The organism is Streptomyces sp. NPDC053076 (assembly GCF_044546845.1).
Taxonomy (GTDB): domain Bacteria; phylum Actinomycetota; class Actinomycetes; order Streptomycetales; family Streptomycetaceae; genus Streptomyces.
In genome coordinates, this window is sequence record NZ_JBITZL010000001.1 from 1,224,353 (window position 1) to 1,238,213 (window position 13,861).

A 13,861-nucleotide genomic window follows, 5' to 3' on the forward strand; every position below is an offset into this window, starting at 1 on the left:
AGTGCTCCCGTGTGGGCGTGCGGCCCGGCCGGCCACGGGCTTGTCCGCCGGGGGAGTGCCGCCCGACCGGCCACGGGCCGGTCCGCTCGTCCGCCGGGTGGGAGTGCCGCCCGGCCGGTCTCAGTCGCCCTTCGCCTGCTCCTGTGCCCCGGTGTTCGGGGTGATGGCGTCGCCCGCCTCGCCCGAGTCCGTCTTGCCCTCGTCGCGCTTCTCGGCCTCCTCGACCTCCCGGAGCACTTCCTCCAGGGCCGTCTCCGGCTGGTCCTCGTGGTCGTTGCCGCCCGGCATGACGTCTCCTTCCGCCGTGTGGTGATCTCCTGTGCGGGTTACCCGCCGGCGCGTTCTCAAGCGTTGTGCCGGGGCAGGCCGAGGGGCCGCCGTCTCCCCGCGGACGGCGGCCCCTCGGCCCGTTCACGGCGGCTACATGTGGACGACGGGCGTGGCGTCCGCGTCGTGCCGCGGCACCCCACGGCGGTAGCAGAGGAACGCGATCACCGCGCCCGCGCCGAAGAGGACCGCCGACCACCGGAAGGCGGTGGTGTAGCTCTCGATGGTGGCCTGTGCCTGCACCAGCTTGCTGGTGGCGTCCCGGCCGGAAAGGTAGTCGGTGGCGGCGCCCGCCGCGAGGGTGTTCAGCAGGGCGGTGCCGATCGACCCGCCCACCTGCTGCATGGCGTTGACGGTCGCCGACGCCACACCCGCGTCCTCGGCCGCGACCCCGCCCGTGGCCAGCTGCATGGCCGGGGGCATGACCAGGCCGAGGCCCACACCGATCACGATCAGCTGCGGCAGCACCGCGCCGAGGTAGTGGGAGCCCAGGCCGATGCCGGTCAGCCAGGCCATGCCGGCCGTGGCGATCGCGAAACCCAGCGGGATGACGGCCTTCGGGCCGAACCGGGGCAGCAGCATCGTGGTGCCGGCCTGCGCGGTCACCATCAGCGCGCCGACCATCGGCAGGAACGCCACGCCGGTCTTCGTGGGGCTGAAGCCGAGGTTGAGCTGGAGGTAGTAGGTCAGGAAGAGGAACACGCCGAACATGCCCGCGCCGGTGATGAGCACCGCGAGGAAGGAGCCCGCGCGGTCGCGGTCGAGCAGGATGCGCAGCGGCAGCAGCGGGTGCGCCGTCCGGGTCTGCCACCAGGCGAAAGCCGCCAGCAGGAGACCACCCGCGATCAGGAAACCCCAGGTCAGCGGCGAGTCCCAGTCGTGGGTCTCGGCGTTGGAGAAGCCGTAGACGAGGGCGAACAGGCCGGCGGCGACCAGGACCGTGCCCGGTACGTCGAGCTTGGCGTTCGCCGCGTCGCGGTGGTTGCCGAGCAGTGTCCAGCCGCCCGCGAAGGCGATGACGGCGATGGCGACGTTCACGTACAGCGTCCAGCGCCAGTCCAGCGCGTCGGTCAGCACACCGCCGAGCAGCAGGCCGACCGCGCCACCCGCACCGGCGATGGCGCCGTACACACTGAACGCGCGCGCCCGCTCGCGGGCATCGGTGAACGTGGTGTTGAGCAGCGACAGCGCGGCGGGGGCGAGCAGTGCGCCGAAGACACCCTGGAGGGCGCGGGCGGCGACCAGCATGGTGAAGCCGTTCGCGGCGCCGCCGAGCGCGGAGGCCCCGGCGAAGCCGACGACGCCGACCAGGAAGGCGGGCTTGCGGCCGAACAGGTCGGCGATCCGGCCGCCGAGCAGCAGCAGGGAGGCGAAGGCCAGGGCGTAGGCGGTGACGATCCACTGCCGGTTGCCGTCGGAGAAGCCGAGGTCGGTCTGGGCGGACGGCAGCGCGATGTTCACGATCGTGGCGTCGAGGACCACCATCAGCTGGGCGATGGCGACGACCGCGAGGATCCACCACCGCCTGGGTGAGGCCGCGCCGCGGTCTGTCTCCGCCGCTTCCGCGTGGGAGCCGGCGGCCAGGGTCTTCTCGGACATGAAGCCACTCCAGGGAAGTCGTCCGGGTGCGGAAGAACGCACAGTCCATAAACGAAACTGTTTCGTACACATCCAGCGTACGGCGATGCGAACGAAACGGCAACGTTTCTTTATTCTTGAATTCCTTGACTGGCATATAACTGGTAAGGCATATTGAATCGCATGTCCGACGCAGCGCTCTGGACCGCACTCGCCGACCCCCACCGCCGGGCCATCGTCGCGCTGCTGCGGGAGCGTCCCCGGCCCGTCGGCGAGATCGCCGAGGCGTGCGGACTGAGCCAGCCGAACGCCTCCAAGCATTTGCGGGTGCTACGGGAAGCGGGCCTGGTCCGGGTCAGGCAGGACGCGCAGCGCCGCGTCCACGCCCTCGACCCGGCGCCGATCGCCGCACTCGACGCCTGGCTGGAGCCCTACCGCAGGCTGTGGAACCGCAGCCTGGACACCCTGGGCCGACGCCTCGACGAGACGTCGGACGACACCTGACCCCCCACCGCGAAGGACCCAGCGCCATGTCCGCCGACCTCACCGGCACCTATCTGACCCTGGCCGACGGCCGACCCGCCGTCCGCTTCAGCCGCACCTACGACCACCCCGTCGACCGCGTCTGGCACTTCGTCACCGACCCCGCCGAACTCGCCGCCTGGTTCCCCGCCCGCGCCGAGATGGACCTGCGGCCCGGCGGCGCCATCCGCTTCAGCGGCGACCCGCACATGCCCGAGTCCACCGGCCGGGTGCTCGCGGTCGACCCACCCCGGCACCTGTCCTTCTCCTGGGGCGGTGACGAGCTGCACTTCGATCTGGAGGAGGCCGGAGCCGGTCGCACCCGGTTCACGCTCACCGACGTCCTGGACGCGGCGGACACCGCCGCCCGCAACGGCGCCGGCTGGGAGGTGTGCCTCGCCGCGCTGGACGCCAAGGCCCGCGGTGAACGGTTCGAGGAACCGCACGCCGGTCCGACGGCGCGCTGGAAGCGGCTCTACGACGGCTACCTCGCCGCCGGAGTGCCCTCGGGCGCCCCGGTGCCGGGCCGGGACTGAGCGCGCCCGCCGGTCAGATGCGGAAGACCCCGGGGCCGCCGACAGCGACCCGGACCCGGCCGCCGACACCCGCGCCGCCAGATGGTCGTCGGGGCGTACGAGGCACGCGGTGCTCCCATCGGGCGCGTAACCGGTCCCGGAACTCGCCCCGGCCGTCCCTGAGCACGGGCAGGGGCAGGAACCCGGTGGCCGGGGCTCGTGCACGGGGCGGCCGGTCTGTGGCCGGGGCTCGTGCACGGGGGCAGCTGGTCGTGGCCGGGGCTGGCGCGCGGCGGAGCCGGTTCAGGCCGGGGTAGGCGCGCGGCGGAGCCGGTTCGTGGCCGGGGCTCGTGCACGGCGGAGCCGGTCCGGGGCCGGGGCTCGTGCGCGGTGGAGTCCAGCCCGCGGCCGGGGCTCCGCCGTGCGCGGTGTTTCAGTGTGTGGCGCCCTGGATACACCGCGAGGATTCGGCCCCGGAGTTCGCGAGCCCGTGCACGCCGTCGCAGTGAGGTCGTCACCATGTCCCATGCCCCCTCCCCTCCAGGACCGTCGAACGGCACCCGGCCGGCCCCGGCCGCGGCCGGGGAGCGCTGTGCCGCCCCGCTCACCGGCCGCGGCCGGGACGGCCAGGGCCGTGCCGCGCTGGTGACGGGTGCCTCCTCCGGCATCGGTGCGGCCGTGGCCCGCCGACTTGCCGCCGAGGGAGGCTGGCGGCTGGCGCTGAACGGACGTGATGTCACCCGACTGGAGCAGGTGGCCGCACAGGCCGGCGCGATCGCGCTGCCCGCGGACCTGACCCGGCCCGGCGCCGACCGCCGGCTCACCGATCTCGCCCTGGACCGTCTCGGCCAGGTGGACCTGTTCGTGGCGGGCGCCGGCGTGGGCTGGGCCGGAGACTTCACCGGCATGCCCGCCGCCCGCATCGACGAGATCGTGGGCGTCGATCTGCTGGCCACCGTGCACCTGGTGCGCGCCCTGCTGCCGCACATGGTCGCGGCCGGGTCGGGACGGATCGTGCTCATCGGGTCCCTCGCCGGCAGCGTGGGCGTACGCGGGGAAGCCGTCTACTCGGCGGCGAAGGCCGCCCTGGGCGCCTTCGCCGACTCCCTGCGGTACGAGCTGCGCGGCACCGGAGTGGGCGTCAGCCATGTCATCCCGGGCGTGGTGGACACGCCGTTCTTCGACCGGCGGGGCATCCCCTACACGCGGTCGTGGCCGCGGGCCGTCCCTGCCGAGCGGGTGGCGGACGCGGTCCACGCAGCCGTCCTGCACGGCAGGGACGAGGTGTACGTCCCCGGCTGGCTGCGCCTGCCCGCCCGGGTGCGCGGCGCAGCACCCGGACTCTACCGGCGGCTCGCCGCTCGTTTCGGGTGAGTGCGCCGTGACCGCCGTCAAGACGTTGTTCGCCGGCCGGGGCGTGTGGTGCGGTGCCGGGGCTGTTCCGGTGGCTCGCTGCTTGTTCGGGGTGGGTGCGCCGTGATCGTCGTCAAGACGTTGTTCGCCGGCCGGGGTGTGTGGTGCGGTGCCGGGGCTGTTCCGGTGGCTCGCTGCTTGTTCGGGGTGGGTGCGCCGTGATCGTCGTCAAGACGTTGTTCGCCGGCCGGGGTGTGTGGTGCCGTGGCGGGGCTGTTCCGGTGGCTCGCTGCTTGTTCGGGGTGGGTGCGCCGTGATCGCCGTCACCGTGCTGCTCGCCCTGCTCGCGGCCCTGTCCAACGCGTCCGCCTCGGTGCTGCAGCGCCGGGCCGCCGTGCAGGAGCCGGACCGGGGCGGCGGGGCGGGGTCCGTCGTGCGCCGGTTCGGCTATCTGCTGCGGCACCCCTCGTGGCTGACCGGTACCGGGCTGCTCGCACTGTCCAGCCTGCTCCAGGCCGGGGCGCTGGCCACGGGCAGCCTGTCCCTGGTCCAGCCCCTGCTCGCCGCCGAGCTGCTGTTCACCCTGGCCGTGGGAAGCGTCGTCTTCCGGCGCCGCCCCGATGCCCGGACCTGGCTGGCGTTCGCCGCCCTCGCCGTCGGCCTGGCCCTGTTCCTGCTGGCCGCGGCGCCGTCGCCGGGCCGGCCCACCGTGCGTCCGGGGGCCTGGCTCGTGGGCGGTGGCGGAGTGCTCGGCGCGGTCGTCCTGCTCGTGCTGGCCGCCCGCCCGGTCAAGGGCGCATCCCGCGCCGCGCTGCTCGGTCTCGCCTCGGCGGTCACCTTCGCCACCACGGCGGCGCTGCTCAAGGAGGCCGTGGGGCGGCTCGCTGACGGGCCCGCCGCGATGTTCGGGCACTGGTCGCTGTACGCCACCGGGGCCGCCGGACTCGTCGCGTTTCTCCTGCTCCAGGGGGCGCTCGCCGCCGGATCGCTGACCGCCTCCCAGCCCGCTCTCACCCTCGGCGACGCGCTCACCAGCGTCGTCCTCGGCTGGGTGCTCTTCTCCGAAACGATCCGTCTGGGCCTGCACCTGCTGCCGGAGGCGATCGGCGTCGCCCTGATCGGCGCGGGCAGCATCGGCCTGGCCCACGCGTCATCGGCCGCCGGGGAGTGGGACGCCACGGACCCGACGGATTCCCCCGGCTCCGCAGCCGCTGCCCCGCGCACACCGAGGAGGTAGGTCACCGATGTTCACCGTGCCCGGCCGCTCCTGGCGGACGGCCGCCGTCCTGTTGCCGGCCGGGGCCGCCGCGGCCCACATCGGCCCGGCGGCCACCTGGCTACCGGGCCTGCGGCCCCTGCTCTTCCCCGGGTTCGCCGGCACCGGCCGCCGCCGGCACATCGCGCTCACCTTCGACGACGGACCTGACCCGGTGTCGACCCCGCGCTTCCTCGACGCGCTGGACGAGCTCGGCGTACGGGCCACCTTCTTCGTGGTCGGCGAGCATGTGGTGCGCCATCCGGCCGTCATCCGCGAGACCGTACGGCGCGGGCACGAGCTGGGGGTGCACGGCTGGCGGCACGACCGGCCCTGGCGCCCCGCGTTCGCCCGCGACGCCGAGGAAGTCGCCCGGACCGTCCGCGCGGTGCACGACCTCACCGGGCACCGCCCGCTGTGGTACCGCCCGCCGTACGGCATCCTCACCATGAGCCGCTGGCGGGCCGCCCGGCGGGCCGGACTGCGGACGGTGCTCTGGTCGGCCTGGGGCAGGGACTGGACGGCCGGGGCCACGCCGGAGTCCGTACGGGCCCGGGTCGCCGCGGACCTGCGGGGTGGCGGCACCGTCCTGCTGCACGACTCCGACCGGTACTCGGCCTCCGGCTGCTGGCACGCGACACTGGGCGCCCTGCCGGCCCTCGTCCGGGGCTGCCGGGAGGCGGCCCTCGAGGTGGGGCCGCTGTGCGAACACGGCCCGGCAACGACACCGGCTCCGGCCCCGACCGCCGCGCCGGGGGGCACCCGCGCACGGTGACCCCACCGGCGTCCGCGGGCAGGGACGCGGCGGTTCAGCGTTGGGCTCTGGTCGCGGGCCCGACCGCCGTGCCGCGGGCGCCCGCGCAGGCCGTACGTGGGCGGGGACGCGGCGGTTCAGCGTTGGTTCTGGTCGCGGGGCTCCGGGTCGTATGTCGTGCGCTCGCGCAAAGTGGCCGTGCCGGCTGCTCCCGCAAAGTGGCCGCGCCGGCCGTGCGCGCGCCCGGACGCGGCGGTTCAGCGTTGGGCTCGGGTCGCGGGGCCTCAGGTCGTAGGTCGTACGGTCTCGCAACGTGGCCGCGCCGGTCATGCGCGGGCGCGGGCGTGGTGGCGGCGGTTCACCACCGGGTCACGTATTCCATCGCGTCGTGCCGGAACAGTGCCTGGCCGCGGGTCGCCCGGTCCGTGCGTTCCGGGCTGCCCTCCCGGAGCGCGTCCAGGGCCGACAGCAGGGCGGGGCCGTCCGGGGCGAGTTCGGACAGGCCCAGCTCTGCCATCCGCCGTATGCCGTCCGCGCCGTGGCCGGGCAGCGGGCGGTGGCCGATCACGGGCAGGCCCGTGGCCAGGGCCTGGACGGCGGTCTGACCGGCGGCGTTGTCCACCAGGGCGTGACAGGCGGCCAGCAGTCCGGGCATGTCGCCGACCCAGCCCAGGGCGAGCACGGCGGGCTCGCGCGACATGCGTGTGAGCAGCCGCTCGTTACGGCCGCACAGCACCACCGGCAGCCAGCCGGCCGCCGCCAGCAGCCGGGCGGTGGCGGCCGGCCGGGACGCCGCACCCCAGGCGCCGGCCGACAGCAGGACCGGGGGGCGGCCGGGCGCCCGGGAGGCGAACCGCTCCCGCCACCGGGCCGCTCCGGGGGCCGGGGCGCGGAAGACGGGCGCGACCACGGGGCCGGTCGTGACCACGGGCACCGGGACGGCCCGGCGCACCTGCGCCGCCGCCGCGTCGGTGAGACACAGGTACCGGTCGTTGCCCGGATGCAGCCACTGCCGGTGCACCGCGAAGTCGAGCAGGAAGACGGCGCTCGGCACCCGCAGCCTGCCCCGGGCCCGCAGATGCCCGGTCAGCTGTGCGGCCAGATGGAAGACGGACACCACCACATCGGCGTCCAGCCGGTCCACGAGCTCCGTCAGCCGGTCTCCGGCGAGCCGGGCCAGCGGCACCCCGCTGGGCCGCGGCCCGCGGCCCTCGCGCAGGAACGCGCCGTAGACCCCGGCGTACACCCAGGGCAGGTGCCGCACCGACGCCTGGTAGCCGCGGTGCAGTCCCGTGCCCAGGCCGTACGGCAGCAGCCGCAGGACGTCGGCCACATGAGCCTCGTGCCCCCGGGCCGTGGCCCGCCGCGCGAGTTCGGCGGCCACGGTGTCGTGACCGGCTCCCATGCTCGCGCTCACGATCAGCGTTCGCCGCCGGCCGCCTGGCGTCTCCTGGTCGGTGGTCCGCACGGTTCACGATTCTCCGCCGACGCCGTGCCCGAACGGCGGACCCGCGGGCCGTGTCGCCCGGTCGGCGCCGTGCCCGAACGGCGGACCCGCGGGCCGTGTCGCCCGGTCGGCGCCGTGCCCGAACGGCGGACCCGCAGGCCGTGTCGCCCGGTCGGCGGGTCACTCGTGCGCACCACGGCGCCGTGCCGGTGGCCGCCCGCCGGCTGCGAGTTGCCCGGCGCGTGCCACGCTGGCTGAATCGGTACGGGAGAGCGTGTGGGCGGCGACCACGGGAGGAGCCGTGAACCGGTTGCGGCGCGGCCTGCACCGAGCGTGGCAGTGGCTGCGCGTCCGGGCCCTGTTCGAACACGGACGGGAACTGGAGCTGATGCACCGGGCCATGGGGTTCGCCACCCTGGCCCTGGTGACGCTGGCGCCGCTGCTGATCGTGGTGGCCGCGGCCGATCCCCTGGTGCGGGGCGGTTTCGCCTCCTGGCTCACCGACGGCATGGGGCTGTCCGGCCGGTCCGCGCGGGTGATCACCGACGTCATCAGCCCGCCGCGCAAGGTCATCGGTACCACCAGTGTCTGGAGTGGCGTGCTGCTCGCCGTCTTCGGCGTGGCCTTCGGCGGCAGTGTGCAGAACGCCTACGAACGCATCTGGGCCCTGGCCTCCGGCCCCTGGCACCGGGTGTGGCGGCAGGCGACCTGGCTGGTGGTGCTCACCGTCTACCTCTACCAGGAGGTGGCGACCAAGGCGACGCTGCACGGAGACCAGCGGATCACGCTGTCCGCCGTCAGCGGGGTGCTCTTCTTCTGGTGGGGCCAGCGCTTCCTGCTGGGCGGCCAGGTCCGCTGGCGCGCGCTGCTGCCCGGCGCCCTCGCCACGGTCATCGGACTGGCCGGACTCAGGGCCTTCTCCTACCTCGTCTTCACCCCGCTCATCGTCACCAACGCCCTGAGCTACGGCCCCGTCGGCACCGTACTGGTCGTCGAGTCCTGGCTCATCGGCGTCGGGTTCGTCATCTACGGCGGTGCCCTGTTCGGCCGCTGGTTCACCGAACACCACTGGATGCCGTCCCATCACCACGACGAGCCGGACGGGACGGGCGACGAGAGACCCTAGGCAGCTGCCGCCGCACCAGTTCGTGCAGGCGGCCTGTCGTGTCCGCGAGGAGTTCGGCCGGGGTGCCCTGCTGGACGACCTTGCCGTCCTCCATCACGATCACCCGGTCGGCGTCCAGGACGGTCGAGAGCCGGTGGGCGATGACGATCCTGGTGGCGTTCAGCTTGCGGGTGCTGTCGATGACGATGCGCTGGGTGTCGTTGTCCAGGGCGCTGGTCGCCTCGTCGAAGAAGAGGATGCGCGGGCGCCGGACGAGGGCCTGGGCGATCATCAGACGCTGTCGCTGACCGCCGGAGATCGCGCCGTTGCCCGCGACGATCGTGTGCAGCCCCATCGGCATCCGCTTGATGTCCTCCGCGAGCCCCGCCAGCTCGGCCGCCGCCATCGCCTCCTCCGGCGTGTACGGCTCGGTGCCGCAGATGACGTCCAGGATCGAGCCGGTGAACGGCTGCGCGTGCTGGAGGACCACCCCGCACTGGCGGCGCACCGCGGACTGGTCGAGTGCCCCGAGGTCCTGGCCGTCGTACAGGACGCTGCCCGAGACCGGCCGGTCGAAGCCGATGAGCAGGCGCAGCAGCGTGGACTTGCCGCAGCCGCTCGGGCCGACGACCGCCACGAACTCGCCCGGCCGCACGGCGAAGGACACGTCGTCCAGGACCAGCGGACCGTCGTCGGCGTACCGGAAGGAGAGCCGGCGGGCCTCCACGGCGCCCGACAGCGGGCCGGGGCGGGTGCTCCCCGTCCGCACCTCGGGCGTGGCCTCCAGCACCGGCCTGATCTCCTCGAACAGCGGCAGCGCCGCCACCGCCGACACGAACGCGCCGGTCAGCTGGGTGACCGAGGTGAGCACCATGGTCACGGCCGTGTTGAAGGTGAGGAAGTCCGCGGCCGACATCGTGCCCTTGGCCGGGCCCGCCAGCAGCATGAACATCAGCAGGGTGCACACCGGCAGATAGACCGCGCCGAGGACCGTGCTGAGGTTCTTGATCCGGCCGACCCGCTGCTGGAGCTCCCGGCTGCGCGCGAACTGGCGCGCCCAGGCCGCGTACGCGTAGTTCTCGGCCGCCGCCACCCGCAGCTTGGGCAGCCCGCGCAGGGTCTGGAACGCCTGGTTGTTCAGCTTGTTGCCGAGCACCACCAGCCGCCGCTGCCAGCGCACCTGCCACAGACCGAGACCGGTGAACACGGCCGCGATGACGACGAGCATGCCGATCGCCGCCATCGCCATCGGCACGCTGTACCAGAACAGCAGACCGAGGTTCATCGCGCCGACCGTCACCGACTGCGCGACCACCGGGCCGACTCCGGCGAGCAGCCGGCGGATCGCGCTGATGCCCATGGCCGCGCTCGCCAGCTCACCGGTCGAGCGCTGGGTGAAGAACCGGGTGGGCAGGCGCAGCAGCCGGTCCCAGACGGCGGGTTGCAGCGCCGCCTCGATCCGCCCCTCCAGGCGCAGGATCGACATGTTCTCCAGCAGCGTGAACGCCGCCGTGACCACCCCGCTCACCATCACCGCCAGGCACACCTGGACGATCAGGCCCACCTGTGCCCGCGGCACGTACTCGCCGAGCACCTTGCCCGTCGCGATCGGGACCAGAGCGCCGATCGCCACCGTCACCAGGCCCGCGAGCAGCAGGTGCAGCATGTCGGCGCGGGTGCCGCGCAGGCTGAACCGCAGCAGCCCGAGCGGTCCGAGCCGTCTGTCGGGCAGTGGCCGGTAGAACATCACCGCGCGCGGCTCGAACTCCTCCGCGTTCGCCTTCTCGATCGGTGTCTCCCGGCCGGTCGCGGGCTGTACGGCCACATAGCCGCCGCGCCGCCACAGCAGCGCGACCGGCGCCCCGGACAACGTCCGGTGGCCGACCAGGGGGCCCACGTCCTCCCGCCACCAGCGTCCGTCCAGGCGGACGGCCCGGGTGCGCACGCGCGAGGCCAGCGCGATCCGCTCGACGGGATCCAGCCGGTCGCTCTCGGTGCCGCTCTGCGCGGGCTCGGCGAGCGTGATCCCGGCCGCCTCGGCGACCAGTTTGCAGGCCGCGTACGAGGCATCCGCGTCGGCGGCGGTCGTACGGCGGTCCGAGCGCTTGCCGATGGAGGCCAGCAGGGTCCGGTCGGCCTGCGCGCGCACCGCCTCACCGGCCTTGATCCCGGCGGCCGTGCGGGTCTCGTGAGCGCGCTCCAGCTGCTCGATCCACCGGTCCAGCGCGGTCAGCAACCGGTACTGCTGGTCGACCATGCTCTGCCACAGCGCCGGGTCCATCAGCAGATCGGCGGCGGCCTCCGCGCCGTACAGCGAGCCGTACTGGACACTGCCCGGCGGCACCTGCATCCAGAAGACGTCGTCGTCGTCCCCCGCGCTCGAACGAGCCTCCTCGGGGGCACCCCCCTGCGTGGCCGGGCGCTCCTCGGCCATCGGCGCCTGGAAGAGGACGGACAGGCCCCGGCCGACACCGAGCGCGACCGCGTACTCCAGCGGGCTGGTCGCGGGCGGCACGTACTGCGGGTTGCCGTACTCGTCGTACGACCAGGTCTGCGTCTGGGCCGGCTGGTACAGCTCGCGCAGGTCGACGCGGTGCACCACGCAGTCCCGGACCGGGCGGGCCACCAGGGTGTGCTGGGGCCCGGCGACCGGGCCGAGCAGCAGCGCGCCCGGCTCCAGCCGGCCGAGGTGGTGCCAGTGGCCCTGCTGGGCGGCGTCCACCGCGAACAGGTCCAGGGCGCCGGCCGTGACCAGCCACAGCACCTGCGGGCCCGCGAGGTCCAGGCGGCCCAGCCCGGCACAGTCCAGCCGCGTGCCCAGCGAACCGATGGCACCGATGACGAGGTCGCCCCCGTAACCCTCCTGAACAGTCGTCATCTCACCGCTCCCTGACCAGCGCCGCGTACGTGCCGCCGCGCGCCACCAGCTCCTCGTGCCGTCCGCGCTCCACGACCGTGCCGTGCTGGAGGACCACGATCTCGTCGCTGTCGCGGACCGTGCTCAGCCGGTGTGCGATCACCACACACGCGCAGCCGCGCCGCCGCAGGTTGTCCATCACGACCAGCTCGGTCTCCGCGTCCAGCGCGCTGGTCACCTCGTCCAGCACCAGGATGCTCGGCCGGCGCACCAGCGCCCGGGCGATCTCCAGGCGCTGGCGCTGCCCGCCGGAGAAGTTGCGGCCGTCCTGCTCGACCTTGCTGTGGACGCCACCGGGCCGGCGCATCACCACGTCGTACAGGGCCGCGTCCCGCAGCGCCTCCACCACGGCCTCGTCGGGGATCGACGGGTCCCACAGGGCCACGTTGTCGCGGACCGAACCCTCGAACAGGAACACGTCCTGGTCGACGAAGGAGACGGAGGAGGCGAGGGCGCCGCGCGGGATGTCCTCCAGCCGGCGGCCGTCGATGCGGATCACCCCGTCCCACGGCGTGTACAGGCCGGAGATGAGCCGGGAGACCGTGGACTTGCCGCTGCCCGAGCCGCCGACCAGCGCCACCTGCTGCCCGGGACCGACGGTCAGGTCGAAGCCCGCGAGCAGCGGCTGGTCGAGCGGGCTGTAGCCGAAGGTGACGTTCTCCAGCTCGACGTGCCCGCGCAGCCGGCGGGTCGAGTCGCCGCCGCCGGGGCGGGCGTAGAGCGGGTCGGTCCGGAAGTTCTCCACGTCCTTCAGCCGGGCCACGTCGGCCGCGAAGTCCTGGATGCGGCCCGCCACTCCGTTGAGCCGGGTCAGCGGGGCGGTGAAGCGGGTGACCAGCGCCTGGAACGCGACCAGCAGACCGACCGAGATGTGCCCCTCGACCGCGCGCAGCCCGCCGATCCACAGGATGAGCGCGCTGTTGAAGGTGGCGAGTGTCGGCGCCACCACGCCCAGCCAGGCACTGGGCACGCCGAGCCGCTGCTGCTCCTCCAGCGTGGCGGCGTGCTGGCCGGCCCACTTGCGGAAGTAGCCGTCCTCGCCGCCGGTCGCCTTCATCGTCTCGATCAGCTGGAGCCCGGTGTAGGAGGTGTTGGTGAGCCGCGCGGTGTCCGCGCGCAGTTTCGCCGTCCGGGTGGCCCGCAGCCGTACGACGAGCCGCATGGCCACCACGTTCAGCAGGGCCACGGCGATGCCGAGGACCGTGAGCTGCGGGTCGTAGGTGTAGAGCAGGACCGCGTACAGGACCAGCACGATCGCGTCCACGCCGGCCGCCGCGAGGTCGCGGGCCAGGGTCTCGGCGACCTGGTCGTTGGACTGCAGGCGCTGGACCAGGTCGGCGGGGGAGCGCTGGGCGAAGAACGTGACCGGCAGCCGCAGCAGATGGCGCAGGAACCGGGCGCTGGAGAGGGTCGAGGAGATGATCCGGCCGTGCAGCAGGTTGGCCTGCTGGAGCCAGGTCAGCACCAGTGTGAGCAGCACACAGGTGGCCATCGAGGTGAACAGCACGCTCAGCAGCGAGGTCTGCCCGCCGATGAGGAACATGTCGATGTAGGTGCGGCTGAGCGCGGGGACGGCGGCGCCGACCGCGACCAGCAGCAGGCTGGCCAGCACCGCCGCCGGGAGGGTGCCCGCGGTGCCGCGCAGCCGGGCCGGCATGGCGCCGAGCACGCCCGGCCTGCGGCCGCCCTTGCTGAAGCCGTCGCCCGGCTCCAGCACCAGGACGACACCGGTGAAGCTGCCGTCGAACTCCTCCATGGGCACGAACCGGCGGCCCTTGGCGGGGTCGTTGATGTACACCCCGCGCCGGCCGAAGCGGCGGCCCATGCCGTCGTAGACGACGTAGTGGTTGAACTCCCAGAACAGGATGGCCGGCGCCCGCACCTCGGCGAGGGCGGCCAGGTCCATCTGCATGCCCTTGGCCGTCAGACCGTAACCGCGGGCCGCCTTCAGCAGGTTGGAGGCGCGTGAGCCGTCGCGGGAGACGCCGCAGGCGATGCGCAGCTCCTCCAGCGGGACGTGCCGGCCGTAGTGCCCGAGGACCATCGCGAGGGAGGCGGCGCCGCACTCGACGGCCTCCATCTGCAGCA

11 protein-coding genes are annotated in these 13,861 nt (G+C 73.9%); 6 read left to right on the forward strand and 5 right to left on the reverse strand.

Annotated elements, in window-relative coordinates; all coding sequences use genetic code 11:
- Positions 1–120 precede the first annotated feature (120 nt).
- Positions 121–288: a hypothetical protein gene (locus ACIGYR_RS05020; protein WP_391837659.1), complete on the reverse strand. Its 168-nt coding sequence runs from the start codon at positions 286–288 to the stop codon at positions 121–123.
- A gap of 132 nt (positions 289–420) precedes the next feature.
- Positions 421–1,926, reverse strand: a complete 1,506-nt coding sequence (locus tag ACIGYR_RS05025; protein WP_399603127.1) for an MFS transporter — start codon at positions 1,924–1,926, stop codon at positions 421–423.
- A gap of 162 nt (positions 1,927–2,088) precedes the next feature.
- Here ACIGYR_RS05025 and ACIGYR_RS05030 point away from each other — a divergent pair, with 162 nt between their 5' ends.
- The 5 genes from ACIGYR_RS05030 (at position 2,089) to ACIGYR_RS05050 (ending at position 6,325) form a co-directional block, all read left to right on the forward strand.
- Complete coding sequence (locus ACIGYR_RS05030; protein WP_399603130.1) at positions 2,089–2,409, forward strand: ArsR/SmtB family transcription factor; 321 nt, start codon at positions 2,089–2,091, stop codon at positions 2,407–2,409.
- 26 nt (positions 2,410–2,435) lie between these two features.
- Positions 2,436–2,963 (forward strand): SRPBCC family protein, encoded by a 528-nt coding sequence (locus ACIGYR_RS05035; RefSeq protein ID WP_399603132.1) that lies wholly within the window; start codon positions 2,436–2,438, stop codon positions 2,961–2,963.
- 498 nt (positions 2,964–3,461) lie between these two features.
- Positions 3,462–4,316 (forward strand): SDR family NAD(P)-dependent oxidoreductase, encoded by an 855-nt coding sequence (locus ACIGYR_RS05040; protein WP_399603135.1) that lies wholly within the window; start codon positions 3,462–3,464, stop codon positions 4,314–4,316.
- A 292-nt stretch (positions 4,317–4,608) separates the two neighbouring features.
- On the forward strand, positions 4,609–5,532 hold the full coding sequence (locus ACIGYR_RS05045) for a DMT family transporter (RefSeq protein ID WP_399603137.1): 924 nt from the start codon (positions 4,609–4,611) through the stop codon (positions 5,530–5,532).
- Between the two features lie 7 nt (positions 5,533–5,539).
- Positions 5,540–6,325, forward strand: coding sequence for a polysaccharide deacetylase family protein (locus ACIGYR_RS05050; RefSeq protein WP_399603139.1), 786 nt, complete (start codon positions 5,540–5,542; stop codon positions 6,323–6,325).
- A 337-nt stretch (positions 6,326–6,662) separates the two neighbouring features.
- Here the strand turns inward: ACIGYR_RS05050 and ACIGYR_RS05055 are convergent, their stop codons facing one another.
- Positions 6,663–7,709 carry a galactosyldiacylglycerol synthase gene (locus ACIGYR_RS05055; RefSeq protein WP_399603252.1) on the reverse strand — a complete coding sequence of 349 codons (1,047 nt, stop codon included), beginning with the start codon at positions 7,707–7,709 and terminating at the stop codon, positions 6,663–6,665.
- Between the two features lie 343 nt (positions 7,710–8,052).
- Here ACIGYR_RS05055 and ACIGYR_RS05060 point away from each other — a divergent pair, with 343 nt between their 5' ends.
- Positions 8,053–8,877, forward strand: coding sequence for a ribonuclease BN (locus ACIGYR_RS05060; RefSeq protein ID WP_399603142.1), 825 nt, complete (start codon positions 8,053–8,055; stop codon positions 8,875–8,877).
- Here ACIGYR_RS05060 and ACIGYR_RS05065 read toward each other — a convergent pair.
- Positions 8,807–11,734, reverse strand: a complete 2,928-nt coding sequence (locus ACIGYR_RS05065) for an NHLP bacteriocin export ABC transporter permease/ATPase subunit (protein ID WP_399603145.1) — start codon at positions 11,732–11,734, stop codon at positions 8,807–8,809. The genes ACIGYR_RS05060 and ACIGYR_RS05065 overlap by 71 nt on opposite strands.
- Before the next feature lies 1 nt (position 11,735).
- Positions 11,736–13,853: an NHLP family bacteriocin export ABC transporter peptidase/permease/ATPase subunit gene (locus ACIGYR_RS05070; RefSeq protein ID WP_399603255.1), complete on the reverse strand. Its 2,118-nt coding sequence runs from the start codon at positions 13,851–13,853 to the stop codon at positions 11,736–11,738.
- Positions 13,854–13,861: the final 8 nt, after the last annotated feature.